Consider the following 25,617-nt stretch of genomic DNA (forward strand, 5'->3'; position numbering starts at 1 on the left):
CTGCCGGGTGCTGTCCGGGTTCGTGCCCGGTGGGTACTACTGGTTGCCGCAGGCCGACGCCGGGATGGCGGCGTCGAGCCAGGGCAGGTCGTGGCCCATGCGGTCGCGCTTGGTCCGCAGGTAGCGCAGATTGTGCTCCCCTGCCGTGACCGGCATCGGCTCGCGCCCGGTCACCCGCAGGCCGTGGCGGGCGAGGGCGTCGGTCTTGTCGGGGTTGTTGGTCATGAGGGTCAGGCTGTGCACTCCGAGGTCCTGGAGGATCTGGGCGCCGGCCGCGTAGTCGCGCGCGTCGGCGGGCAGCCCGAGCTCCAGGTTGGCGTCGAGGGTGTCGAGGCCGCGCTCCTGGAGCTCGTACGCGCGCAGCTTGGACAGCAGGCCGATGCCGCGCCCCTCATGGCCGCGCAGGTAGACCACGACGCCGCGGCCGGCCGCCACGATGTGCTCCATGGCGGCGTGCAGCTGGGGGCCGCAGTCGCAGCGCTGCGAGCCGAAGACGTCGCCGGTCAGGCACTCGGAGTGGACGCGCACCAGGACGTCCTCGCCGTCGCCGATGTCGCCGTGCACGAGCGCGATGTGCTCCACGCCGTCCGCTGCCGAGCGGTAGCCGAAGGCGGTGAACGGGCCGAAGGCGGTGGGCAGTTCCACCTCGGCCTCGCGGTGCACGACGGGTTCGGCGGCGCGCCGGTAGGCGATCAGGTCCTCGATGGAGATGATCGTCAGGCCGTGCTTGCGCGCGAACGGGACGAGTTGCGGCAGCCGCAGCATGGCGCCGTCCTCGCCGGCGATCTCCACGATGGCGCCCGCGGGGTGCAGGCCGGCGAGCGTCGCGAGGTCGACAGCGGCCTCCGTGTGGCCGTTCCTGGCGAGCACGCCGCCGGGCCGGGCGCGCAGCGGGAAGACGTGTCCCGGCCTGACGAAGTCGGCGGGGGCCGCGGTGCCGCTCGCCAGCAGGCCGAGCGTGGTGGCGCGGTCTGCGGCGGAGATGCCGGTGGTGACGCCGTGCGCGCCCGCGGCGTCGACGGAGACGGTGAACGCCGTGCGCATGGACTCGGTGTTCCGGCCGACCATCTGCGGCAGTTCGAGACGGTCGAGTTCGGCGCCCTCCATCGGCGCGCAGATCAGGCCGCGGCACTCGGACATCATGAACGCCACGATCTCGGGGGTGGCCTTCTCGGCCGCGACGACGAGGTCGCCCTCGTTCTCCCGGTCCTCGTCGTCCACGACGACCACGGGGCGGCCCGCGGCGATGTCCGCGATCGCCTGCTCGACCGGGTCGAGGGCAAGGTCATCGGCGTTGCCGTTGGTGTACCAGGTCATGCTGTCGCGCCTCCAAGCGCCAGGGCACCGGTGCGGCGGGAACGCAGCCACCAGTCGCGCATCCCCCACAGGACGAGGGCCAGATAGATCACGTAGACGAGGCCGGAGAACGCCAGGCCGCTGCTGAACGCGAGCGGTACGCCGACGACGTCGACGAGCAGCCAGGCGAACCAGAACTCGACCAGGCCGCGCGCCTGGGCGACCATCGCCGCCAGCGTGCCGACGAATATGTAGGCGTCCTGCCAGGGGCTCCAGGAGAGCGACGGGAAGGCCGTGAACAGGCCACCGAGCGCGGCGGTGCCGAGCGCGGTGCCCGCGATGAGCAGGCCGCGCTCCCGCCAGGTCGCGAACCGCACGGTGACGGCCCCGCCGTCGCCCGCGGGGGCGCTGCCGCCGCGCGCCCGCCACTGCCGCCAGCCCCACAGGGCGACGACGATGACGATCAGCTGCTTGCCGACGCCGCCGCCGAGGTCGGCCGAGAGGTACGCGGCGACGAGTATCGCGCCGGAGAGGAACTGGGCGGGCCAGGTCCATACCGAGCGCAGCCAGCCGAGCGCGAGCGCTATCAGGCCTATCGTGTTGCCGATCATGTCGGACCAGAGGATGTGCTGGCCGAAGGCGGTGAACGCCTCGGTGTCCAGCCAGGAGAACGCGCTCATCCGGCGGCCTCCGTCCCGGTCGCGGCCGTCCGGTCCCCCAGCAGCCGTTCGACGTACTTCGCGAGGACGTCGACCTCCAGGTTGACGGGGTCGCCCGGCCCCTTGGAGCCGAGGGTCGTCAGCGCGAGCGTGGTGGGGATGAGGCTGATGGTGAAGTGATCGGCACCGGCCTCCACGACGGTGAGGCTGACGCCGTCCACCGTGATGGAGCCCTTCTCCACGACGTAGCGGCTGAGTCCGGCGGGCAGCTGGACGGTGACGATCTCCCAGTGCTCCGAGGCCTCGCGCGCCGCGATCGTGCCCGTGCCGTCGACATGGCCCTGGACGATGTGTCCGCCGAGCCTGCCGCCGACGGCGACGGTGCGCTCCAGGTTGACCGGGGAGCCGGGCGCGAGCGCGCCGAGGCTGGAGCGTTTCAGGGTCTCGGCCATGACGTCCGCCGTGAACCAGTCATCGCGATGGTCGGCCACGGTGAGGCACACGCCGTTGACGGCGATGGAGTCGCCGTGTTTCGCGCCCTCGGTGACCACGGGCCCGCGCAGGGTGAACCTGCAGGAGTCGCCGAGGTCCTCGACGGCGGTGACTTCACCCAGCTCTTCGACGATTCCGGTGAACACTCAGCGCTCCTTCTGGGCGGGGGCGGCGGAGGCCGCCGCCGCGCGTACCGCGGTGATCCGCAGGTCGGGTCCGACGGTCTCGACGTGCGTCATCCGCAGTCGCAACGCGTCGGCGAGGGTGGGGATTCCGGCGTCGGCGAGTGCGGTGGGTCCCGCGCCGAGCAGGAGGGGTGCGAGGTAGCCGACGACGCGGTCGACGGCGCCGGCGGCCGCGAAGGACCCGGCGAGTGCCGCGCCGCCTTCGAGGAGCACGGAGCGCACGCCCCGCGCGTACAGGGCGTCGAGCAGGGCGGGCACGGACAGGCCGCGCTCGCCGCGCGGCAGCCGCAAGATGCCCGCGGCCGTGCCGGTGTCCGTACCGGCGTGCGCCGCCGCGTCCGCGAGGGCGCGGGTGTCGGCGTCCTCGGCGACGGCGATCAGCGTGGGCGCGGCGCCGTCCAGGATCCGGGCCCCCGCGCGCACGGCGGTGGCCCCGGTGTCGACGCCGACCCGCAGCGGCTGGGTCGCGCCGTCGATGCCGCGCACGGCGAGGTGCGGGTCGTCGGCGCGCAGCGTGCCGGAGCCGACGACGACCGCGTCGGCCTCGGCGCGCAGCCTGTGCACGTCGGCGCGTGCCTCGGCGGAGGTGATCCAGCGGCTGGAGCCGTCCTGCGCGGCGATCCTGCCGTCCAGGGTGGCGGCGTACTTCCAGGTGACGTGGGGGCGGCCGTGGCGCACGGCGGTCAGCCAGGCGGCGTTGACCTGCTCGGCCTCGTCCGCGAGCAGTCCGCCCTCGGCGGTGACGCCGGCGGCCCGCAGCGCGCCCGCTCCCCCGGTGGCCTGCGGGGTCGGGTCGGCGACGGCGTAGTGGACGCGGGTGACGCCGGCGTCGATGAGCGCCTGCGCGCAAGGGCCGGTGCGTCCGGTGTGGTTGCAGGGTTCGAGCGTGACGTACGCGGTGCCGCCGCGTGCGCGGTCACCGGCGGCGCGCAGGGCGTGGACCTCGGCGTGCGGCCCGCCGGCGCGCTGGTGGTAGCCCTCCCCCGCGGGGCGGCCTTCGGCGTCGAGGATGACGCACCCCACGACGGGGTTGGGGCTGGTGGAGCCGAGTCCGCGGGCCGCGAGGGCCACGGCGCGCCGCATGGCGTCGATGCCGGCCTGGTCGTTCACCCGTCCCACCGGGTCCTCCTGCCTTCTCAGGCACGGACTCCGGGGGCTGCCACGAGGGCAGGAGGCGGAACCATCGCATCGGGAACGCCGCACCGCACGCCCGTCCACGAGGACGGACGATCCGGCGGTGGCGTACCCGTCAGGGCCCGCCGCGCACTGCCTCCCATCCGGACTTTAACCGTCGGTCCAGGAATTTCACCTGGTCAACCGGCCGCTGGAGGCGGACGGGTCGCGGACTGTAACCGCCGGTTCGGACTTTCACCGACCCCGGAGTGCGCTGCTTGTTCGTCGTGACCAGTGTGCCACGGACGGGTATCACCCACGCGGGTGAATTCTGTGCACTGGCTCACAGTGCGTGCGGCCGTACAGCAGGTCACCTCTCGGGGCCGAACAGGTCGTGCTGGGCGGCGTCCCGGGCGGTGAGCAGCGCGCCGCGCAGCACGGCGGCGCCGCCGAGCGCGCTCGGCGCGACCTCTGTGCGCAGCGGGCAGATGGCCGCGAGCCGCCGCTCGACGCGCGCGGCGAGTTCGGCGCCTCCCGCGCGGCCGAGTTCGCCGGAGAGCACGACGAGCCCCGGGTCGAGCACGGTGGTGAGGGCGGCGGCGCCGAGGGCGACGCGGTCGGCCAGCTCGTCGAGGAAGGCGCCGCCCGCGCCGCCCGCCGAGGAGGCCGCCCGCAGGCACGCGGCGGCCGGCGGCTCGTGCGCCGCGGGGCGCGCGTCGATGCCGTGGCGGGCGGCGAGATCGCACACGGCGGCGGAGTTCACGAGGGCGTGCAGCCCTCCGTCGCACCCGGTCGCGGACGGCGCGCCCGGGGCGCCCGGCACGGGCAGGAAGCTGACCTCGCCCGCGCCGCCCGAGACGCCCCTGCGCAGCCTGCCGTCGATGACGACGGCGGCGCCGACGCTCAGCCCGAGCCACAGGAGTGCGAAGTCCTGGTGGCCGCGCGCGGCGCCGATGCGCTGCTCGGCGACGGCCGCGAGGTTCGTCTCGTTCTCCACCAGCACGCGGACGCCGAGCCGTTCGGGCAGTGCGGCGACGAGGCGGCGGTGCCAGGCGGGCAGACCCGAGGTGTCCCGCAGCTCCCCGCTGGCCGGGTCGACGAGGCCGGGCGCGCCGACGGCGACGCTGTGCAGCCGGGTGGCGCCCGCCTGCTCGACCGTGCGCTCCAGCAGGGCGCGGGCGTGGTCCGCCGCTTCCTCCGGGTCCGTGCGCTGGTCCACGGGGGCGGCGGCCTCGGCGAGCGTGCGCCCGAGCAGGTCGGCGACGACGGCGAAAACGCTGCCCGTCCTGATGTCGAGGCCCGCGAGCTGGGCGCGGTCGGCGGCGATCCCGTACACGCGCGCGTTGGGGCCCCTGCGCTCGCCGCCGCTCTCGCCGACGACGCGGACGAGCCCCGCGCCCTGGAGCCGCTCCACCAGGTCGGCAACGCTGGGCCGCGACAGACCGGTGAGCGCCTTGAGCTGAGCCGCTGTCAGGGGGCCCTGCTCCTGGATGTGCCGCAGCGCCAGCCTGTCGTTGATGGCTCTGGCGGTACTCGGGGATGCGGGCATGGCGGTATCCTTCCACAGCCATCTATTTATCAGGCAGGCTTCCTGATAGTTTACGCCCCGACAGTGGACCCTCACAGCACGCCACCGCGCGAAGGACGACGCATGACTTCACAGGCCGCCCACCACGACGGTGAGCCGGGCATACGCCATGTGCGCAGGGCCCGGGTCGCGCTGGCCGTGGTGTTCTGCGCGCACGGCTGCGTCACCGGCAGCTTCGCCACCCGGGTCCCCTGGATCCAGGACCACACCGGCATCGGCGCCGGCCAGCTGGGCCTTGCCCTCGCCTTCCCCGCGCTCGGCTCCCTGCTCGCGATGCCGCTGGCGGGAACCGTGGCCCACCGCCTCGGCTCGCGCGCCGCGCTGCGCGTGCTCCTCTCGGCGTGGACGCTGTCGCTGGCCCTGCCCTCCCTCGCGCCGAACCTGTACACGCTGTGCGCGGCGCTGTTCGTGTACGGGGCGTCGTCCGGCATGTCCGACGTGGTGATGAACGGCATCGGAGTCGAGACGGAGAACCGGCTCGGCAGGTCGATCATGTCCGGGCTGCACGGGATGTGGAGCGGGGGCGCCCTGCTCGGCTCGGCCTTCGGTGCGCTGGCCGCGAACCTCGGCGCCGGTGCCCCGCTCCACCACGAGCTCGCGGCCGCCGTGCTGACCGCCGTGGGCCTGCTGGCCTGCGGCGGCGTGCTGGACGTGCGCAGCGCGCCGGAGGCGCAGGCGCCGCCGCGGTTCGCGCTGCCGCCGAGGGCGGCGCTCCTCATCGGTCTCGTCGGCTTCTGCGCCGTGTTCGGCGAGGGCGCGAGCCTGGACTGGTCCGCCGTCTACCTCAGGGACGTGCTGTCCACGTCGGCGGGGCTCGCCGCCGCGTCCACCACGGCGTTCTCGCTGACCATGGCGGTCACCAGGATCGCCGGCGACCGGCTGGTCGACCGGTTCGGCCCGGTGCGCACGGTGCGCGCCGGCGGCGTGTTCGCCACCGCGGGCGGCGCGCTGGTGGTGCTGGCGCCGCGCCCGGAGATCGCGATGGGCGGCTTCGCGCTGCTGGGCGTCGGGGTCGCGATCGTGGTGCCGCTGGCCTTCGCCGCGGCCGGGCGCAGCGGCTCGAACCCCAACCAGGCCATCGCGGGCGTCGCGACGATCACGTACACCTCCGGGCTCGTGGCGCCGTCCGTGATCGGCGGCGTCGCGCACGCGAGCTCCCTCCAGGCGGCGTTCGGCCTGGTGACCCTGCTGGCGGCCGGGCTCCTCGCGGGCGCGGGCGTCCTGCGGCCGCGGCCCCGCGCGGGCGGCGACCGCCTCGGCGGGGGCGGGGCCGACGGCGCGAACCCGGCGGCCGGCACGGCGGGCACGGACGGCGCCCCGGCCAACGGGCCGCGGCCGGGGCGCACCGGGCACGCGGGCCCCTGAACCGCCCGCGTCCGCCATGTCGTTGTATCGTCAACGACCTGCCGTGCTCTACGGTGAACTCCTCGGTCGTGACTCGATCTTGTCTCGTAGGAGCAGCGCATGCCGATCAAACTCGGTCTCTCCCTTCCGCAGATGCACCAGTTCGACCTCTCCCGCGACCTCGTGCCCGTCGCGCGGGCCGCTGAGGAGACGGGGTACGACAGCCTCTGGGTGTTCGAGCGCACCCTCTTCCCGACCCCGGCGACGCAGGGCCTGTACGGCGTGCCCGGCCTCGAATGGCCGGACAGCTACCGCTCCGTGGCCGACCCGCTGGTCACGCTCGCCATGGCCGCGGCGGTCACCGAGCGGGTCCGCCTCGGCAGCAGCGTCCTCGTCGCGCCCTACCACTCGCCGTTCCACCTCGCGCGCTGGTTCGCCACGCTGGACGCCGCGAGCAACGGGCGCGCGGTGGCGGGTCTCGGCACCGGCTGGTCCCACGACGAGTACGCGGCGGGATCGACGGGGACGTTCGCGGAGCGCGGCGCCGTGCTCGACGAGATGCTCGACGTCTTCGCCGCCGTGCACGGGCCCGACCCGGTGTCGTACGAGGGCCGGTTCACCACCATCGCCCCCGCCGAGGTCGGCCCCAAGCCGGTGCGCCCGGTGCCGGTCTACCTCGCCGCGTCGGGCGGCGCCGCGCTGCGCCGCCTGGTGGAGCGTGCCGACGGCTGGCTGCCGACGGGTATGACCGCCGAGCAGCTCGCCGGCGCCTGGAAGGGCGTCAACGCTCTCGCCGCCGAGCGCGGCCGCACGCGGCCGCTCGACGTGTGCGTGCGGGCCAACGTGCGGTACACGCCGCAGCCGGTCGACTCGTCGGGCCGGCAGCCCTTCCACGGCAACGTGGCGCAGATCGTCGAGGACGTCGCGGCGCACGCGGCGATCGACGGCATCGGCGAGATCCTGCTCGAACTCGGCCCCGACGCGAGGGACGGCCAGGAGCTGGCCGACCGGGCCCGCGAGGTCCACGCGGCGGTGCGCGAGGCCGGCGTCTGACCGTCCCTCCTGCGCCGCGCGGGTCCCGGCCCTCCCCGATGGGCCGGGACCCGCGGCGGCCGGGCGACGCGGCGGCTCGTGCGGCCCGTGTTCAGTCCTCCGGCAGCTCCACCGGCGCGAGCTCGTCGAACAGGTCGCCCGGTCCCGGGTTCGACGGGTCCGTCGTGCCGCCGAAGTGGTGCAGCACCCCCCACACCGCGTTGAGCGCGGTCTGCACGGCGCCCTCCGCCCACCCGGCGGTCCACGAGACGTCGTCGCCGGCCAGGAAGATCCCGCGCTTGTCCGCCGGCAGCGCGTCCTGCACGAAGTGCGTGAACAGCCGCCGCTGGTAGCGGTAGTGGCCCGGCAGGTTGGCCTTGAACGCGCCCATGAAGTACGGCTCGTCCTCCCACGAGACCGTGATCGGGCTGCCGATCACATGGCTCCTGATGTCGACGCCCGGGTAGATCTCCCCCAGCGAGGCGAGCATCACCTCCATCCGCTCGTTCGCCGACAGGGGCAGCCACTTGAGGCTGTCGTCGCACCACGTGTACGAGAGGCAGATGACGGCCGGCGCTTCGGGATCGTCGCCGAGCAGGTACGTGCCGCGCGTCATCCGGTCGGTGAGCGTCATCGACATCGTGTCGCGTCCGGTGCGCGGGTCCTTGTCGAGCCAGAACGGGCGGTCCACCGGGACGAACAGCTTGCTCGACTCCATGTAGTGGGTCCGCTCGATGGCGGTCCAGTGGTCGATCGGGAACAGCGCGTCGTCGCAGGCGATCTTCGACAGCAGCATCCACGACTGCGCGGTGAAGACGGCCGCGCGGTACGTGCGGATCGCGCCGGACGCGTCCGTGACGGTGATCCCGCCCCCGGCCGTGCGCCGCAGTCCCGTCACCGCGGGCAGCGGGTCGCCGTCGTGCAGGGACGCGAGCGAGGTGCCCTGCGCCCAGTACGTGATCTTCCCGGGGGCGCGGCGCCACAGCCGTTCCGGCAGCTGCCGGCTGCCGCCGACGATGCCCTCGTGGTGGTCGTCGGCCTCGGTGTAGACGACGCGCAGGATCTCCAGGATCGAGTTGGGGAAGTCGGTGTCCCAGCCGCCGGTGCCGAAGCCGACCTGCCCGAAGATCTCCCGGTGCCGGAAGGAGCGGAAGGCCGGCGAGTCGCAGAGGAAGCCGTAGAACGTCTGGTTGTCCAGGTCGCGCACGAGCCGCGACCAGATCTCCCGGATCGCGGGGATGTCGCGTTCGCGCAGCGCGCGGTTCATCGCCGAGAAGTCGGCGCCCTCCTCCAGGCAGGTGTTCCACGCGTCCATCACGTCGCGGTACACCTGGGGCAGGTCGTCGATCGTCCGGGCGAAGTGGGGCACACCCTTGAGGTCCACCACGGTCGAGGGGGTGCCGGGGGCCAGCGGGTTGGGGAACGGCTCGGTCTCCAGGCCCACCAGGTCGATGTAGTGCCTGAGCGCGGTCGACGACGGCGGGAAGCGCATGGCGCCGAGTTCGGCGGTGAGCGCCGGGTCGCACCCCTCGAACCCGACGGTGCGCAGCCGGCCGCCGATGCGGTCCGCCTCGTAGAGGACCGGGCGCAGGCCCATCTTCATCAGCTCGTACGCGGTGACGATGCCGGACAGCCCGCCGCCGATGACGGCGACCTCGGTGCCGTGCTCGGTCGCGGGTATCTGGCCGAGGCCCGCGGGGTGGGCGAGGTAGTCGTCGTAGGCGTACGGGAAGTCAGGACCTGACATGGTGATGGGCCGCTCGCCCGCCGGGGGCTGCGGGTGGGTGTGGGAAACGGCGGTGGGCACCGTGGACGTCATGACGCGACGCTCCTGAGGCGTGAGGGTGGCGGGCGGTGAAGGGCGGAGGAAGCCCGGGCAGGGCCGAGGAGGGCGGGGTCAGGCGGGGGCGTCGTACAGGCCGGGCCGCCGGTCGCGCAGGTACGGGTTGGCCTCGCGGGACGCGGCGAGCAGCGCGGGGTCGACGTCGCACACGAGGAGTTCCTCGCCGCCGCCCGCGCGCGCGTGCGCCGTGCCATCGGGGCCCGCGAGGCAGGAGAGGCCGACGAAGTCGAAGTCACCCTCGGGCCCCGTCCTGTTGACGTAGGCGATGTACATCTGGCTCTCGAAGGCGCGGACGGGCACGACGGACTCGGCGACGAACTCGAAGGGCCGCATCTGCGCGGTGGGCACGAGCAGCAGGTCGGTGCCGGCCAGCGCGTGGGCGCGCACGTTCTCGGGGAACTCGACGTCGTAGCAGATCAGCACGCCCACGCGCACACCACCGACCTCGGCCTGCACCACCTGCTGTCCTCCCGCGGCGAACCGCTCGCGCTCGAAGGGCCCGTACAGGTGGGTCTTGCGGTAGTTGGCGAGCCGCTCGCCGCCGGCGCCGATCAGCTGGGCGCTGTTGTGGACCAGCTCGCCGTCACGCTCGGGGTAGCCGTAGAGCACCGCGACGCCGTGGCGCGCCGCGCTTTGCGCGACGGCTCGTGCACCGGGTCCTTCGGCGCTCTGCGCGAGGCGCGCGACGTCGTCGCCGATCGCGTACCCCGTCAGGAACATCTCGGGGCAGACGAGCAGGGACGCGCCGGCCTCGGCCGCGCGCCGCGCCGCGTCGTCGAGCGCGCGCAGGTTCCCGTCCGTGCGGCCGGGGCGGCCCGAACTCTGGAGCAGGGCGGTACGCAACGGCGGCATGGCGGTTCCTCGCAGGTCACGGCGGTGTGAAGCGGGGCCGGGCGGGGCCTTCCCGGCCGCCTGCCCACCCCCTGAAGACGGTACGTTCGGCGACGGCGCGGCGACAAGCGGCGACCGTTGCGCGTACAGGCGTGATCCATTGCGCGGTCGGAGGCATCCGCGGCGATTCGTTGCGCGACGGTGCGAGATGCCTCAGGGACGTGACCCCGGCCACTGCGGCGCGCCCGCCGCGTACCGCCTCAGCAGCGGGGACAGGACGAGCACGGACTTGGTGCGCTCCACGTACGGCTCGCTCGCGATGCGTTCGAGTACCTCCTCGAAATGGCGCATGTCCGCCGCGAACACCTGGACCACGGCATCGGCGTCGCCCGTGACCGTCGACGCGGCCGCCACCTCGGGCAGCCGTTCGAGGCCGCGGTGGATGTCGTCGGGCGACGTGTTGCGCCCGCAGTAGATCTCGATGAACCCCTCGGTGCGCCAGCCGAGGGCCGCCGGGTCGACCCGTACGGTGAAGCCGGTGATCGCGCCCTCGGAGCGCAGCCGGTCGACGCGCCGCTTCACGGCGGGGGCGGACAGGCCGACGAGGGCGCCGATGTCCGCATAGGAGCGGCGGGCGTCCTCGGCGAGGGCGTGCAGGATGCGTTCGTCCAGGTCGTTCAGTCGCACCGGTGCAGTAGACCACGTACTCCCGGGCGGCCGGTGCCGGCCGTGGCGCCGGGGCTCAGCAGCCCGGCTCCAGCAGGCCCTTGCGCAGCCTGCCGGTGACCCTGGCAAGCAGCCGGGACACGTGCATCTGCGAGACGCCGAGGACCCGGCCGATCTCCGCCTGCGTCATCTCCTCGCCGAACCGCATCCGCAGCAGCTGCCGCTCCCGCTCGTCCAGCGTCTTGAGCAGGGGCTTGAGCGCCTGCACGTTCTCCGCGATCTCCAGTCCCGCGTCGAGTCCGCCGAGCCGGTCGGCCAGGGGCGTCACGGTCTCGGCGCTGTCGTCGGCCGGCATGTCGATGGAGCCGGCCGTATAGCCGTTGCTGGCGACGATGCCCTCTATGACCTCGTCCTCGTCGATGCCGAGGCGCTCGGCGAGCTCCGATGTCGTCGGCGTGCGGTCGAGCCGCTGTGACAGCTCGTCACTGGCCTTCGCCAGGTCGATCCTGAGCTCCTGGAGGCGGCGCGGCACATGCACGGCCCAGCTCGTGTCCCTGAAGAAGCGTTTGATCTCGCCGATGATGTACGGCACGGCGAACGTCGCGAACTCCACCTCGCGGGTGAGCTCGAAACGGTCGATCGCCTTGATCAGGCCGATGGTGCCGACCTGGACGATGTCCTCCATCTGGTCGGCCCTGTTGCGGAACCGGGTGGCGGAGTAGCGCACCAGCGCGAGGTTCAGCTCGATCAGCGTGTTGCGCGCGTACTGGTACTCGGACGTGCCCTCTTCGAGCTCCGTCAGCCGCGCGAAGAACAGCCGGGAGATCTCCCTGGCGTCCTTCGGCGCGACATCGGCGGGCGATTCGACACGCGGCAGGGCGTACGTCCACGACGACTGGGCACTCCCCCCGTGGCCCTCCGTGCCGCTTCCCCCGTGTGCGTACTCCGTGCGTTCGAACGGGACCGCCTTGGCCGTCGACACGTTCGCCTCCCCTGTGTTCCTGGTTCAGTAGGAGGCGTGTACCCCGTGGCGCCGTGGTCATGCGCCCGAATTCCGGGATCGCGGCATTCGGGCGCCCGTCGCCGTGTCAGCTCCAGCTGGACGAGAGGGGCTTGCCCTCCGCGTAGCCTGCGGCGCTCTGGATGCCGACGACCGCCTTCCGCGCGAACTCCTCCAGGGACGCGGCACCCGCGTACGTGCACGACGAGCGCACCCCGGCGATGATCGAGTCGATCAGGTCCTCGACGCCGGGCCGCGCCGGGTCGAGGAACATGCGCGACGTGGAGATGCCCTCCTCGAACAGGGCCTTGCGCGCCCGGTCGTAGGCCGACTCGTCGCTCGTGCGGTTGCGCACGGCGCGTGCGGACGCCATCCCGAAGGACTCCTTGTACAGCCGCCCGTCCGCGGACTGCTGGAGGTCGCCGGGCGATTCGTACGTGCCGGCGAACCACGAGCCGATCATCACGTTGGACGCGCCGGCGGCCAGCGCCATCGCGACGTCGCGCGGGTGCCTGACGCCGCCGTCGGCCCACACGTGCTTGCCGAACCTGGCGGCCTCGGCGGCGCATTCGAGTACGGCGGAGAACTGCGGCCTGCCGACGCCGGTCATCATGCGCGTGGTGCACATGGCGCCAGGACCGACTCCGACCTTGACGATGTCCGCGCCCGCCTCGATCAGGTCGCGCACGCCCTCGGCGGCGACCACGTTGCCCGCGACGACGGGGACGCGCGGGTCGAGGCCGCGCACGGCCCTGACGGCGGACAGCATCGACTCCTGGTGGCCGTGCGCGGTGTCCACGACGAGCGTGTCGACCCCGGCCTCCAGCAGCTGCGCCGCCTTGCCGACCACATCCCCGTTGACGCCGACGGCAGCGGCGATCCTGAGCCTGCCGCGCGCGTCGGTCGCGGGCGTGTAGAGCGTCGCCCGCAGGGCGCCCTTCCTGGTCAGGATGCCGACGAGGCGGCCCTCCGCGTCTACGGCGGGCGCGAGCTTGCGGTGGGCGCCGTCGAGGGCGTTGAACGCCTCCCTCGGGTCCATTCCGGCGGAGAGCACCAGCAGCTCCGTGGACATCACCGCGGACAGCTGCGTGAACCGGTCGACGCCCGAGAGGTCGTGCTCGGTGACGATGCCGACGGGCCTGCGCTTGTCGTCGACCACGATGCCGGCGCCGTGCGCGCGCTTCGGCAGCAGGGACAGCGCCTCGTCGACGGTCTGCGTCGGCCTGAGCGTGATGGGGGTGTCGAGGACGAGGTCGCGTTCCTTCACCCAGGACGTGACGTCGGCGACGACATCGAGCGGGATGTCCTGCGGGATCACCACGAGGCCGCCGCGCCTGGCGACGGTCTCGGCCATCCGGCGGCCCGCGATGGCGGTCATGTTGGACACGACCAGCGGAATGGTGGTGCCCGTGCCGTCGGGCGAGGAGAGGTCCACGCCGAGCCGGGAGCCGACGGCCGACCTGTTCGGCACCATGAAGACGTCGTCGTAGGTCAGGTCGTACGACGGCGAGAGATCGTTGAGGAAACGCACGTACAGAACATCCCAGTCGCTCGGAGCAGGCCGCCGGTCGATGAGCCCGGCGGCAGACGCACGTACTTCATTGTCCCATGCACCGCCCCAGTACTTCCTCGCCGCGCGGGGGCAGAAACGTACAGGTCCCGCCGCCCGCGTTCGGAGGAACCTCCAAGCGGCGCGCCCCGTCCTGCCGTGGCGGGGTCAGGCGCCGCCGGGGTCGGCCCGTTCGAGCGCCGGCTTCGGCGCCGGGGCGAAGTCCTTCAGCAGGAAGTCCGCCGCGACGGTGTCCGTGACCAGGCTCGTCACGAGGCCGGAGCGCAGTACCGCGCCGATCGCCTCCGACTTGCGCCTCCCGCCGGCGATCGCCACCACCTCGGGGATGCGGCGCAGCCGGTCCGTCTCGACGGTGATGCAGCGCTCGCCCAGGTCGCGGCCGACCCTGCGGCCCTCGGAGTCGAAGAGGTGCGCCGACATCTCGGCGGCGGCGCCCAGCGACGAGTAGTGCGAGCGCTCCTCCTCGCTGAGCATGTCGTACACCGTCGAGATGCCCGGCTCCCACGAGCCGATGGACACGGCGGCGACGGTCACCTTGTCGAAGTACTCGAAGGCGCGCGCGATACCGGGCTGGCCCCGCAGCGCGGCCGCCGTCGCCGTGTCGGGCAGCAGCATCGGCGCGTAGATCGGGTGCGCCTCGCCGCCGGACACCTGTGCCGCCCGGCGTACGGCCTCCACGGACCCGCGCTCGGCGGTGCCCGCGTCGTACACGCCCGTGAGCTGGACGACCGTGCAGGGCGGCAGGCGGTCGAGCGCCGCCGCCATGTGGATCGTGGACCTGCCCCACGCGAGGCCGAGGACGTCGCCCTCCGTGACCAGCTCGCCCAGCAGGTCGGCGGCCACCTCGCCGAGGTTCTCCGGGTCGGGCGACTCGTCCGCGCCGTCCGCCGGCGACTCCACCACGACCGCGTGCCGAAGGCCGTAGCGGGCGCGGAGCGCGTCGGAGCGCTCGGCGTCCAGCTCGGCAGGCACGCGGATCTCGATGCGTACCAGATCGCGCTCGAGCGCGGTCTCCAGGACACGCGCCACCTTGAAGCGGCTGACGCCGAACTCCTCGGCGATCTGGATCTTGGACTTGCCCTCCAGGTAGAAGCGGCGCGCCATGGCGGCCGCCTGCACCAGCTCCGCGGGTCCCATACGCAGGGCCGGCCGCCCCGCCGATGTTCCAGGCACCGCGTTCTCCTTCACTCCGCACACCTCTGGATCCGCCGTTCATCCTGTCAGATACGGCGATCCACGATCAGCCCCGAAGGGCGCTGTTCACTTGGCCGCGGCCCGCCTGCCGCACGGCCGTACCGCGTGCGTCAGTGGCCGCACGCCCAGGATGCCTTGGCCGTGGCCTCGTCGGCCTGGTGGCGCAGCATCCGCACCGCGGCGGCCGGGTCGTCGGCCCCGTACACCGCGGAGCCCGCGACGAAGACGTCCGCCCCGGCCTCCGCGCACCGCTCGACGGTGTCGGCCGAGACACCGCCGTCGACCTGGAGCCACAGTTCGAGGCCGTACTTGGCGATCATCTGCCGCGCCCGGCGGATCTTCGGCAGCATGATGTCCAGGAACGCCTGGCCGCCGAAGCCCGGCTCCACCGTCATGATCAGCAGCATGTCCAGTTCGGGCAGCAGGTCCTCGTACGGCTCGACCGGCGTCGCCGGCTTGAGCGCCATGGACGCGCGTGCTCCCTTGGCGCGGATCTCGCGCGCGAGGCGCACGGGCGCCGCCGCGGCCTCGGCGTGGAAGGTCACCGAGCCCGCCCCTGCCTCGACGTACTGCGGCGCCCAGCGGTCGGGCTCCTCGATCATGAGGTGGCAGTCGAGCGGGGTCCCCGCGGCCTTGCCGAGCGCCTCCACCACCGGTACGCCCAGGGTCAGGTTGGGCACGAAGTGGTTGTCCATGACGTCGACATGGAGCCAGTCGGCGCCTTCGACCGCCTTCGCCTCCTCGGCGAGGCGTGAGAAGTCGGCGGACAGGATGCTGGGGTTGATCTGTGCCATGTGACAAGCCTCCCATGGACGGGGACCCGCCCAGGCCGCGGTCCGCCCATCGGAACGGGCACGCCCTCGGAGCGGGCCGCGCCGATCAGGACGTGCGCCGCAGCACGGCCAGGTACATGGCGTCGGTGCCGTGCAGGTGCGGCCAGAGCTGGACGTCCGGTCCTTCGCCCAGCGCGGGCACGCCGGGCAGCAGCGGGCGCGCGTCGATCCACTCGGCGCCGGTACGGCCTTCCCGCAGCACGTCGTCGACGACCACGCGCGTCTCCGCGAGGTGCGGCGAGCAGGTCGCGTAGCAGACGACGCCGCCGGGTCGCACCGAGCCGAGCGCCTCGCGCAGCAGCGCGCGCTGGAGCGGCGCGAAGCCCTTGATGTCGTCGGGGCGGCGCCGCCAGCGCGCCTCGGGGCGGCGGCGCAGCGCGCCGAGGCCCGAGCACGGCGCGTCGACGAGCACCCGGTCGAAGGCGCCCTGGCGCCACGGCGGCCTTGTGCTGTCCGCGGTGACGACCTGGACCGGGCCCGGGTTGCCCGCGAGCGTGCGTGCGACGAGGCGCGCGCGGTGCGGCTGCTTCTCCGCCGCGAGCAGCGCGGCGCCGCGGCCGGCGGCGAGCGCGGCGAGCAGGCCCGCCTTGCCGCCGGGGCCCGCGCAGGCGTCGAGCCAGTGTGCGTCGCGCCCGTCGAGGGACGCGTTCGCCAGGGCGAGGGCGACCAGCTGGCTGCCCTCGTCCTGGACGCCCGCACGTGCCTCACGCACGGCGTCGAGCGCGCCGGGCTCGCCGCCCTCCGCGAGCCTGACCGCGTACGGCGACCAGCGGCCCGGCAGGGCGCCCTCGGCCAGCAGCTCGTCGGTCGTGGCACGTCCGGGCCTGGCAACGAGCGTCACCTCGGGCCGCTCGTTGTCCGCTTCCAGCAGGTCCTCGATGCCCGCCCGGCCGCCGCCGAGCGCGTCCCACAGCGCCGAGACGACCCAGCGGGGGTGCGCGTGGACGACGGCGAGATGGTCCTCCGCGTCCTCGTCGTAGGGCGGCGCGACCCGTTCGAGCCAGGCGTCCAGGTCGGCCGTGGAGATCTTGCGCAGCACGGCGTTGACGAACTTGGCCCGCCCGTCGCCGAGCACGACGCGCGCGAGCTCCACGCTCGCCGAGACGGCGGCGTGGGTGGGGATGCGCATGGAGAGCAGCTGGTGCGCGCCGAGGGACAGCACGTCGAGCACGGGCGGGTCGACCTCGCGCAGCGGCCGGTCGACGCAGGCCGAGATGATGGCGTCGTAGGTGCCCTGGCCGCGCAGGGTGCCGTAGACGAGCTCGGTGGCCAGGGCCGCGTCGCGCGCCTCGAAGCCGGGCTGCTCGCGCGCCTTGCCGAGCAGTGGCGGCAGCACGAGGTTGGCGTACGCGTCGCGCTCGTCCACGGCGCGCAGGGCCTCGAAGGCGACGATGCGCGCGGAGTCCTTCTTGGGACGGCGGTAGGGCTTGCCCTGGCGTGCCGGACGCCGGCGCCCGCGGGGTGCCTGGTCGTTGCCGCGGGGTGCCTGGTCGTTCAAAGGTGCTCCGGAGGTATGGATGTGCGGTGCCCTGTCTGGGGTTTTCGATGTCTGGGTTTTCGATGCCCGCGCGTTTCGATGCCCGGGGTTTTTCAGCGTACGCCGGGGCGGCGAGCGGTTCAGCCGGCGTCCCCGACGCGCTCCCCCGGTGCGATCCGCACGCCGCGCGCCCAGTCGGCGGCGCGCATCGGCTTCTTGCCCTGCGGCTGCACCCACAGGAGCTCGACGGGGGTCGAGCCGGTGCCCGCGTACACGTTGTTCTTGCCCACGGCGAGGGCGCCTGGCGCGAGGTCGTCGTGGCCCGGCGCGGGAGCCACGTGGACGAGCTTGAGCCGCTCGCCGCGGAAGACCGTCCATGCGCCGGGGGCGGGCGTGCAGCCCCTGACGACGCGGTCCACGCGCAGCGCCGGCGCGTCCCAGTGCACCTGGGCGTCCTCGACCGAGAGCTTCGGCGCGAGTGAGACACCCTCGGCGGGCTGGGGCGCCGCCTTGAGCGTGCCGTCCTCGATGCCGTCCATGGTGGCGGCGAGCAGGCCCGACCCGGCGAACGCGAGCCGGGTGAGCAGGTCGCCGCTGGTGTCGGTGGGGCGTACGGCCTCGGTGACCACGCCGTAGACGGGTCCGGAGTCGAGGCCCTCCTCGATCTGGAAGGTGCTGGCGCCCGTCACCTCGTCGCCGGCCATCACGGCGTGCTGCACGGGCGCCGCGCCGCGCCATGCGGGCAGCAGCGAGAAGTGCAGGTTCACCCAGCCGTGCGCGGGCACGTCGAGGGCGACGCGCGGCAGCAGCGCCCCGTACGCCACGACGGGGCAGCAGTCCGGGGCGATCTCGCGCAGGCGGGCGAGGAAGTCCGCGTCGCGCGGCTTCGCGGGCCGCAGGATCTCGATCCCCGCCTCCTCGGCACGCTGGGCGACCGGGCTCGCGACGAGCCGGCGGCCGCGGCCCGAGGGCGCGTCGGGGCGTGTCACGACGGCGGCGACCTCGTGCCGGTCCGAGGCGATGAGGGCGTCAAGGGCGGGTACGGCGACCTCGGGGGTGCCGGCGAAGACGAGCTTCATCGGTGGCGTGCTGCCTCTCGGAAGGTGGTGGGAGCGGGTGCGGTCCTCAACGTGGCGGGCACGGCCCGCGAACCCTGCCACCTTATGGCGCGGCCGCACGCCTCGTGCGGTGCGGGGCGCCGCGAGGAGCAGGGCTCGGGGGCGGCGGCTCCCCGGGGCGCGTGGTGGCTCACGCGCCCCGCGCATATGCCCGTACGCCCCCGCAGCGTGACCACACGCCAGGTGCCGCGTTGTCAAGGGAGATTGACCACCGCGGGCCGCACCGGTACGGCCCGCGTCCTTTTCCACGCCGGTTCGAGAGGCTCGTCCATGGCCGACCACGCAACCCACGACGCCCAGGCCCGTGCCAGCCTGCACATGCTGGTGCGGGACATCGAGCGCGTACGCCGCCAGGTGGACGCACTGCGCACCCTCACAGCCCAGTTGGGCAACGTCTACCGGCCCCGGCGGACGGGCTCCTCCACGGGGTTCGTCGTCTACGGGCGGGCCCCGGCACCCACCGTCCGCCTCGCCCAGGAGTTGAGGGACAGCGTCGAGACGCTGGTGACGGCGGCGGTGGACTTCGACCGCTCGCTCGGCTTCTCCTGGGACGCCGTGGGCTCGGCGCTCGGCGTCACCAAGCAGGCGGTGCACCGCCGTTACGGGGCGCGGCGCACCACGCCGCGCCCCGGTTCGGCCGAGGGCGCGGAGCAGGCGCCCGCCGCGGCGCGCAGGGCGCTGCCCGCGACGGGCGCGCTGCCGTCCGTGCCCGCCGCGCGGTCCATGCCCCCGCAGCCCGCGGTGGAGGCGCGCGAGCAGCGGGAGGCGCAGGGCGAGCCGCGTCCGTCCGTGTTCCCCAGCCCGCGCGGGAACTGACGCCGCCTCGGCACCGCGGCGCCTCAGCCGATGTCGGGCGGATCGATCCTGATCCGCACCGAGGGCGCCCCGCCGCCGCGGGACAGCCGGCTCGCCTGGGCCGCCTTCAGGGCGGCGGCGAGTGCGGCGCCGCCGCCCTGCGGCACCCGCAGCAGCACGCGCTCCCACCTCTGGCCGGGCGGCGGCCCGCCACGGCGCGGCGCGCCGGGCGGCGCGCTCGCCACCGGAACGGGCCCGAGCACCTCGGCGCCCGGCGGCAGTTCGGTGCTCGCGACGAACTCCGCGACGGCCTCGCCAGGCCCTGACACCGCGGCCATCCGCGACACCGGAGGGAACCCGAGCTCCGCCCGCTCGGCGAGCTCGCGCCGCGCGTGCCCCACGGGGTCCCAGCGCACCAGCGCCTGCACGGGCCGCAGCGTCGGCTCCGCGACCACCACGACCGTGCCCCCCTCGCCCTGGCTCCGCACCAGCGAGGCGGCCTGGATCCAGCGGCGCAGCGCCTCTTCGGAAGCCCTGAGGTCGGGGCGGGAGACCATCGCCCAGCCGTCGAGGAGCAGCGCCGCCGCGTAGCCGCCGTCGGCGACGGGTTCGGCGCCCGGGGTGGAGACGACGAGCGCGGGTCTGCCGGGCACGGCGTCCAGGATGTGGTCGCGGCCCGACGTGCGCACGGGGACGGCCGGGAAGGCACGGCCCAGCTCCTCGGCCGTGCGGCGGGCCCCGACGACCTGGGCGCGCAGCCTGGGGCTGCCGCACTCGGGGCAGTGCCAGCCGGGAGCGCCGCGGCCGCACCAGCCGCAGCGCAGGTGGTGCGCCTCCGCGGCCTCGACGGGGCCGGCGCAGTGCGGGCACCGTGCGGGCGCCCGGCAGCGTTCGCAGGCGAGCCTCGGCGCGTACCCGCGGCGCGGCACCTGCACGAGCACGGGCCCGGACGCCAGGCCCTCGCGCACGGCCTGCCAGGCGAGTGTGGGCAGCCTGGCGGCGCGCGCCGCCTCGTCGCGTGCCAGTTCGGCGTCGCCGACGGTGCGTACCAGGGGCGCCGTCACCCGCACCGTCTCGCGGGGCGCGGCGAGCGGCAGGGCCCAGCCCGACGCCACGAGCTGGGCGGCCTCGACGGTGCAGCTCGTACCGCCGAGCAGGAACGCGCACCCGTCGTGCGCGGCGCGCAGCAGCAGCACGTCGCGCGCGTGGGGCTGGGGCGCGTGCTGCTCGCTGTGGCTGGAGTCGCCGTCGTCCCACAGGGCGACGAGGCCGAGGTCGCGCACGGGCGCGAACATCGCGGCACGCGTGCCGACCACGGCGCGCACCGCGCCGCGCCGCACCGCGAGCCACTCGCGGTACCGCTTCTCGGGGCCGGCCTCGGCGGTGAGCAGCGCGTGCCGCCCCTCCCCCAGCAGGCCGGTGAGCGCCGCGTCGACCCGGGCCGAGACGCGGCCGTCGGGTACGACGACGAGTGCGCCGCGCCCGGAGGCCAGCGCCGCGGCGACGGCGCGTGCGATCTCCTGCGCCCACAGCGGCCCGGGCAGGGCGGTCCACACGGCGCGCGGCGCCCCGCCCGTCGCGAGGGCGTCGAGGAAGGCGGGCCCGGTCGGATACCTCTCCCAGCTGCCGGGCTCCGGGGCGGGCGGCGGCTCGAGCGGCTGGGGGGACGGGCGGCTCTCGGCGCGCGCGCTGCGCGGTGGCACGGCGAGTTGCAGCACGTCGGCGAGGGATCCGGCGTAGCGGTCGGCGACGGCACGTGCGAGCGTGAGCAGTTCCGCGCTGAGCACCGGCTCGGGGGAGACGACGCCGGCGAGTGCGGCCAGCGGGCCCGTGTAGTCGGACGTGGCGAGCCGCTCCACCACGAACCCGTCGATCAGCCGCCCGCCCTCGCGCCGCCCGCCGCGCACGGAGTGCGCCCCGGCCCCGAACCTGACCCGCACCCGCACGCCGGGCTGGGCCGTCTCGTCCAGCTCGGCCGGGACCGCGTAGTCGAAGAACTGGTCGAGATGGAGCACGCCCTTGTTGACGACGACCCGCGCGACCGGCAGCCGCTCCGCGAGCGGGGCGCCGCGCCAGGTGCGCGGCTTGGCGCGCGGCGTCCTCGCCTCGCGCACGGTCTGCTTGATCAGCGCGAGCTGCTCCCCCTCGGCCCCCTGCCTCTGCTCGTCACCGCTGCTCACAGCCCCATACCTACCAGACGGGTACGACATCGGGCGGCCGGTCGCGGGCGGCCGACGCCGTCGGGGCCCGGTCCCCCGCCGAGGCGGAGGGGCCGGGCCCCGACGGTGCTGCTGCGCGGGCCGGTCAGACCCCGGCCGCCTCGCGGAGCGCGTCGACGCGGTCCGCGTGCTCCCAGGTGAACTCGGGCAGCTCGCGGCCGAAGTGGCCGTAGGCCGCCGTCTTCGCGTAGATCGGGCGGAGCAGGTCGAGGTCGCGGATGATCGCGGCCGGGCGCAGGTCGAAGACCTGGCTGATGGCCTTCTCGATCTTCTCGTGGTCGACGGTCGCGGTGCCGAACGTCTCCACGAAGAGGCCCACGGGCTCGGCCTTGCCGATCGCGTAGGCGACCTGCACCTCGCAGCGCGAGGCGAGGCCCGCGGCGACGACGTTCTTCGCGACCCAGCGCATCGCGTACGCGGCGGAGCGGTCGACCTTCGACGGGTCCTTGCCGGAGAAGGCACCGCCGCCGTGGCGCGCCATGCCGCCGTACGTGTCGATGATGATCTTGCGGCCTGTCAGGCCCGCGTCGCCCATCGGCCCGCCGATCTCGAACCGGCCCGTCGGGTTGACCAGCAGGCGGTAGCCGTCGGTGTCCAGCTTGATGCCGTCCTCGACGAGCTGCTGGAGCACGTGCTCGACGACGAACTCGCGGATGTCGGGCGCGAGCAGCGAGTCCAGGTCGATGTCGGACGCGTGCTGCGAGGAGACCACGACGGTGTCGAGGCGGAGGGCCTTGTCGCCGTCGTACTCGATGGTGACCTGCGTCTTGCCGTCGGGGCGCAGGTAGGGGATGGTGCCGTTCTTGCGGACCTCGGACAGCCGGCGGGACAGCCGGTGCGCCAGGTAGATCGGCAGCGGCATCAGCTCGGGCGTCTCGTCGCACGCGTAGCCGAACATCAGGCCCTGGTCGCCCGCGCCCTGCTTGTCCAGATCGTCGACCTCGCGGCCGTCAGTGGCGCCCTCGACCCGGTTCTCGTACGCGGCGTCGACGCCCTGCGCGATGTCGGGGGACTGGGCGCCGATGGAGACGGAGACGCCGCAGGACGCGCCGTCGAAGCCCTTCTTCGAGGAGTCGTAGCCGATCTCCAGGATCTTGTTGCGCACGAGCTGCGCGATCGGCGCGTACGCCTTGGTGGTCACCTCGCCGGCGACATGGACGAGACCCGTGGTGATCAAGGTCTCCACGGCGACGCGAGAGGACGGGTCCTCGGTGAGGAGCGCGTCGAGGATGGTGTCGCTGATCTGGTCAGCGATCTTGTCGGGGTGACCCTCGGTCACGGACTCCGAGGTGAACAGACGGCGGGACACATCGCTCCCTGAGGTTGCAGCGGCTGCTGACTGATCAGCCGATCAGCTGATCACTTACTACTGGTAGCGCGGCTGGAGGCTGCGCCCGGCCACGCTCCGCCGTCAGTTTATCCGGCACCCCGCGCCAGGAGTCCAGGCATCTCGCTCCGTGAGCGCGGTGTGTGCCGTCTTACGGGCGGTGCGGGGCCGGGAGAACGGGGTTTCCCGCCTCCCGCGCCGGGCCGTGTCCCCTTTCACGCTTCGGCGCGCCGTCCACAATGCGGGACGCGGGACCACTATATGGACTCTGCGGACGCCCCGCGCCGGTCACGGCGTGGCGAGCCGCTCCGCGACCAGGTCCCAGACCGTGTCGGCGAGCGCCTCCTTCGGCCCGTACGGCACCGGTGTCTCGCCGCCGTCCGCGGCCAGGACCACCGCCTCGCTCTCCGCGGCGCCGAACGTCTTGTGCGTACCGACCTCGTTGACCACCAGCAGGTCACACCCCTTGCGCCGCAGCTTCGCGCGCCCGTTGGCCAGCACGTCGTCCGTCTCCGCGGCGAAGCCGACGACCACCTGACCGGGCGAGGGGCGCTCGGCCGCGAGCGCCGCGAGGACGTCCGGGTTGCGCACCAGCGCCAGCGGCTCGGGCTCCACGCCGTCCCGCTTCTTGATCTTGCCCTGCGCGTAGGCGGCAGGGCGGAAGTCCGCGACCGCGGCCGCCATCACCACCGCGTCGGCATCGGCGGCCGCCTTGAGCGCCGCGTCGCGCAGTTCGAGCGCGGTCCCGACGTGGACGACGTCGGCGCCCGCCGGATCCGCCATGCCGGTGTTGGCCTCGATGAGGGTCACCCGGGCGCCGCGCGCCACGGCCGTCCTCGCCAGGGCGAACCCCTGCCTGCCCGAGGAGCGGTTGCCGAGGAAGCGCACCGGGTCGAGCGGCTCGCGCGTGCCTCCGGCGCTGACCACCACGTGGCGGCCCGCGAGGTCGGGGGCCTTGGCTCCGCGCGCCAGCGCCGCACGGCACACCTCGAAGATCTCGCCCGGGTCCGGCAGCCTGCCCTTGCCCGTGTCGACGCCCGTGAGCCTGCCCACGGCGGGCTCGACGACCACGGCGCCCCTGCGGCGGAGCGCCGCCACGTTCTCCCTGGTGGCGGGGTGTTCCCACATCTCCGTGTGCATGGCGGGCGCGAACACGACGGGGCAGCGCGCCGTGAGCAGGGTGTTCGTCAGCAGGTCGTCGGCGAGGCCGTGGGACGCCCTCGCCAGCAGGTCGGCCGTGGCCGGCGCGACGACGACGAGGTCGGCCGCCTTGCCGATCCTCACGTGGGGGACCTCGTGCACGTCCTGCCACACCTCCGTGGAGACGGGGTGGCCCGAGAGCGCGGACCAGGTGTCGGCGCCCACGAACCGCAGCGCCGACGCCGTCGGCACGACCGTCACGTCGTGCCCCGACTCCGTGAGGCGGCGCAGCAGCTCGCACGCCTTGTACGCGGCGATCCCGCCGGCCACCCCAAGGACGACCCTCGGCTTCTCCACCATGTCTCCCGCTCCCCGCTCCGGCTCCGACCGCGGCGGCCGCACTCGCACACCGCCTGCTCCCATGACACACCACAGGCCCGGCAGACGTCTGCCGGGCCTGTGGACAACGCGTCGATCATATGACCGATGCGGGCGATTACTGGGCCGGGGCCTCGATGGCCTCGGAGGTCAGCAGCCCCGCGTTGATCTCGCGCAGGGCGATCGAGAGGGGCTTCTCGTGCACGTGGGTGTCCACGAGCGGGCCGACGTACTCCAGCAGGCCCTCACCGAGCTGCGAGTAGTACGCGTTGATCTGGCGCGCACGCTTGGCCGCGTAGATCACCAGGCTGTACTTGGAGTCCGTGGCCTCAAGCAGCTCGTCGATCGGCGGGTTGATGATGCCCTCGGGTGGGGTCATGGAAGAGGACACTCTTGGCCTTCCGAAGAATGAACGATTCAGGACACTGCCAGCAAGGCTAGCAGCTCGCGCGCGACGTCCTCGACGGAGGTGTTGACGAGGGTGGTGTCGAACTCCGGCTCGGCGGCCAGCTCCACCCGCGCCGCCGCGAGCCTGCGCTCGATGACGTCGGGCGACTCGGTGCCGCGCCCGGTGAGCCTGCGCACCAGCTCGTCCCAGTCCGGTGGCGCGAGGAAGACGAGGCGGGAGTCCGGCATGGACTCCTTGACCTGCCTCGCGCCCTGGAGGTCGATCTCCAGCAGCACGGGCGCGCCCGCGTCGAGCCGGTCCATGACGGCGGCCCTGGGCGTGCCGTAGCGGTTGCCCGCGAACTGTGCCCACTCCAGCAGTTCGCCGTTGGCGACGAGCTTGTCGAACTCGTCGTCCGTGACGAAGAAGTACTGGACGCCGTGGCGCTCGCCGGGGCGTGGCTTCCTTGTCGTGGCCGACACCGAGAGCCACACCTCGGGATGAGCCTTGCGCATGTGGGCGACGACCGTGCTCTTGCCGACCCCTGAGGGTCCGGAGAGCACGGTCAGCCGCTGACGTACCTCTGCTGCCATGCAGCGATTATCCAGGTTCCCGGGAGTGCCCGGGAACCATGGAAGCTCTCAACAACTTCTCAGGCGGGGGTCGAGCCGAACTCGCGCTCGAGCGAAGCGATCTGGTTGGACCCGAGGCCGCGCACGCGGCGGCTCTCGGAGATGCCGAGACGCTCCATGATCTGCTTGGCGCGGACCTTGCCGACGCCGGGCAGCGACTCGAGCAGGGCGGAGACCTTCATCTTGCCGATGACGTCGTTCTCCTGACCCTGCTTGATGACGTCGTGCAGGGACGCGCCGGAGTGCTTGAGTCGATTCTTGACCTCGGCCCGCTCCTTGCGAGCCGCGGCGGCCTTGTCGAGCGCGGCTTTGCGCTGTTCAGGGGTAAGGGGCGGAAGAGCCACGCCTACGTCACCTCGGATGTCGAACTGTCGGATACGGACCCGTGCGGAGACTGCCGTCCCGCACCAGGCGAGCCGCGGACGAAGGCTCCGCCCGTTGGCTCTGGTGGGGAGACTATCGGCCAGGACCGCCGGAGTCAGCGAGAACAGGGGAAA

At 73.7% G+C, this 25,617-nt stretch carries 23 protein-coding genes and 1 riboswitch; of the genes, 3 read left to right on the forward strand and 20 right to left on the reverse strand.

Features of this window, described 5'->3' with window-relative positions:
* Positions 1-36: 36 nt before the first annotated feature.
* The 5 genes from IH48_RS0121665 to IH48_RS0121685 form a co-directional block, all read right to left on the reverse strand.
* Entirely contained in the window at positions 37-1,317 is a 1,281-nt protein-coding gene (locus IH48_RS0121665) for a bifunctional 3,4-dihydroxy-2-butanone-4-phosphate synthase/GTP cyclohydrolase II (protein ID WP_030907110.1), read from the reverse strand.
* Positions 1,314-1,976, reverse strand: coding sequence for a nicotinamide mononucleotide transporter family protein (locus IH48_RS0121670; RefSeq protein ID WP_030907112.1), 663 nt, complete (start codon positions 1,974-1,976; stop codon positions 1,314-1,316). The genes IH48_RS0121665 and IH48_RS0121670 overlap by 4 nt, the downstream gene beginning before the upstream one ends.
* The gene (locus tag IH48_RS0121675) at positions 1,973-2,593 is read right to left on the reverse strand and encodes a riboflavin synthase (protein WP_030907116.1); all 621 of its coding nucleotides are present in this window, start codon (positions 2,591-2,593) and stop codon (positions 1,973-1,975) included. Before IH48_RS0121675 ends, IH48_RS0121670 begins: the two co-directional genes overlap by 4 nt.
* Entirely contained in the window at positions 2,594-3,715 is a 1,122-nt protein-coding gene (ribD, locus tag IH48_RS0121680; protein ID WP_030907119.1) for a bifunctional diaminohydroxyphosphoribosylaminopyrimidine deaminase/5-amino-6-(5-phosphoribosylamino)uracil reductase RibD, read from the reverse strand. It lies immediately after the preceding gene.
* Between the two features lie 176 nt (positions 3,716-3,891).
* A riboswitch (FMN riboswitch) is annotated at positions 3,892-4,022 on the reverse strand.
* A 93-nt stretch (positions 4,023-4,115) separates the two neighbouring features.
* A complete protein-coding gene (locus tag IH48_RS0121685; RefSeq protein ID WP_030907122.1) occupies positions 4,116-5,294 on the reverse strand; it encodes an ROK family transcriptional regulator in 1,179 nt (392 codons plus the stop codon).
* 102 nt (positions 5,295-5,396) lie between these two features.
* Here IH48_RS0121685 and IH48_RS0121690 point away from each other — a divergent pair, with 102 nt between their 5' ends.
* Both IH48_RS0121690 and IH48_RS0121695 read left to right on the forward strand, forming a co-directional pair.
* Entirely contained in the window at positions 5,397-6,698 is a 1,302-nt protein-coding gene (locus IH48_RS0121690; protein WP_030907125.1) for an MFS transporter, read from the forward strand.
* A 99-nt stretch (positions 6,699-6,797) separates the two neighbouring features.
* Complete coding sequence (locus IH48_RS0121695) at positions 6,798-7,730, forward strand: LLM class F420-dependent oxidoreductase (RefSeq protein WP_030907130.1); 933 nt, start codon at positions 6,798-6,800, stop codon at positions 7,728-7,730.
* A 91-nt stretch (positions 7,731-7,821) separates the two neighbouring features.
* Here IH48_RS0121695 and IH48_RS0121700 read toward each other — a convergent pair whose 3' ends face one another.
* The 9 genes from IH48_RS0121700 to fmt form a co-directional block, all read right to left on the reverse strand.
* Complete coding sequence (locus tag IH48_RS0121700) at positions 7,822-9,528, reverse strand: flavin monoamine oxidase family protein (protein WP_030907133.1); 1,707 nt, start codon at positions 9,526-9,528, stop codon at positions 7,822-7,824.
* A 78-nt stretch (positions 9,529-9,606) separates the two neighbouring features.
* Positions 9,607-10,404: a carbon-nitrogen hydrolase family protein gene (locus IH48_RS0121705; RefSeq protein WP_030907135.1), complete on the reverse strand. Its 798-nt coding sequence runs from the start codon at positions 10,402-10,404 to the stop codon at positions 9,607-9,609.
* A 192-nt stretch (positions 10,405-10,596) separates the two neighbouring features.
* Positions 10,597-11,070, reverse strand: coding sequence for an Lrp/AsnC family transcriptional regulator (locus IH48_RS0121710; protein WP_030907137.1), 474 nt, complete (start codon positions 11,068-11,070; stop codon positions 10,597-10,599).
* A gap of 55 nt (positions 11,071-11,125) precedes the next feature.
* On the reverse strand, positions 11,126-12,031 hold the full coding sequence (locus IH48_RS0121715; protein WP_420705520.1) for an RNA polymerase sigma factor SigF: 906 nt from the start codon (positions 12,029-12,031) through the stop codon (positions 11,126-11,128).
* Between the two features lie 106 nt (positions 12,032-12,137).
* A complete protein-coding gene (locus IH48_RS0121720; protein ID WP_420705530.1) occupies positions 12,138-13,586 on the reverse strand; it encodes a GuaB1 family IMP dehydrogenase-related protein in 1,449 nt (482 codons plus the stop codon).
* 180 nt (positions 13,587-13,766) lie between these two features.
* A complete protein-coding gene (locus tag IH48_RS0121725; RefSeq protein WP_030907142.1) occupies positions 13,767-14,756 on the reverse strand; it encodes a sugar-binding domain-containing protein in 990 nt (329 codons plus the stop codon).
* A 167-nt stretch (positions 14,757-14,923) separates the two neighbouring features.
* On the reverse strand, positions 14,924-15,607 hold the full coding sequence (gene rpe, locus IH48_RS0121730; protein ID WP_030907144.1) for a ribulose-phosphate 3-epimerase: 684 nt from the start codon (positions 15,605-15,607) through the stop codon (positions 14,924-14,926).
* 85 nt (positions 15,608-15,692) lie between these two features.
* A complete protein-coding gene (locus IH48_RS0121735) occupies positions 15,693-17,144 on the reverse strand; it encodes an RsmB/NOP family class I SAM-dependent RNA methyltransferase (protein WP_030907146.1) in 1,452 nt (483 codons plus the stop codon).
* Positions 17,145-17,263: 119 nt separating this feature from the next.
* Complete coding sequence (gene fmt / locus IH48_RS0121740; RefSeq protein WP_030907147.1) at positions 17,264-18,202, reverse strand: methionyl-tRNA formyltransferase; 939 nt, start codon at positions 18,200-18,202, stop codon at positions 17,264-17,266.
* Positions 18,203-18,511: 309 nt separating this feature from the next.
* Here fmt and IH48_RS0121745 point away from each other — a divergent pair, with 309 nt between their 5' ends.
* Positions 18,512-19,057, forward strand: coding sequence for a hypothetical protein (locus IH48_RS0121745; RefSeq protein WP_030907149.1), 546 nt, complete (start codon positions 18,512-18,514; stop codon positions 19,055-19,057).
* A 23-nt stretch (positions 19,058-19,080) separates the two neighbouring features.
* Here the strand turns inward: IH48_RS0121745 and IH48_RS0121750 are convergent, their stop codons facing one another.
* The 6 genes from IH48_RS0121750 to IH48_RS0121775 form a co-directional block, all read right to left on the reverse strand.
* Positions 19,081-21,246 (reverse strand): primosomal protein N', encoded by a 2,166-nt coding sequence (locus IH48_RS0121750; protein WP_051840341.1) that lies wholly within the window; start codon positions 21,244-21,246, stop codon positions 19,081-19,083.
* Positions 21,247-21,340: 94 nt separating this feature from the next.
* Complete coding sequence (metK, locus tag IH48_RS0121755) at positions 21,341-22,564, reverse strand: methionine adenosyltransferase (RefSeq protein ID WP_030907154.1); 1,224 nt, start codon at positions 22,562-22,564, stop codon at positions 21,341-21,343.
* Between the two features lie 306 nt (positions 22,565-22,870).
* On the reverse strand, positions 22,871-24,079 hold the full coding sequence (gene coaBC, locus IH48_RS0121760) for a bifunctional phosphopantothenoylcysteine decarboxylase/phosphopantothenate--cysteine ligase CoaBC (RefSeq protein WP_030907157.1): 1,209 nt from the start codon (positions 24,077-24,079) through the stop codon (positions 22,871-22,873).
* A gap of 139 nt (positions 24,080-24,218) precedes the next feature.
* Positions 24,219-24,491: a DNA-directed RNA polymerase subunit omega gene (gene rpoZ / locus IH48_RS0121765; protein ID WP_030907161.1), complete on the reverse strand. Its 273-nt coding sequence runs from the start codon at positions 24,489-24,491 to the stop codon at positions 24,219-24,221.
* Between the two features lie 26 nt (positions 24,492-24,517).
* On the reverse strand, positions 24,518-25,081 hold the full coding sequence (gene gmk, locus IH48_RS0121770; protein WP_030907163.1) for a guanylate kinase: 564 nt from the start codon (positions 25,079-25,081) through the stop codon (positions 24,518-24,520).
* Between the two features lie 59 nt (positions 25,082-25,140).
* A complete protein-coding gene (locus tag IH48_RS0121775) occupies positions 25,141-25,464 on the reverse strand; it encodes an integration host factor (RefSeq protein WP_030907165.1) in 324 nt (107 codons plus the stop codon).
* Between the last annotated feature and the right edge of the window lie 153 nt (positions 25,465-25,617).

Source organism: Streptomyces sp. NRRL F-5126 (genome assembly GCF_000721265.1).
Classification (GTDB): Bacteria; Actinomycetota; Actinomycetes; order Streptomycetales; family Streptomycetaceae; genus Streptomyces.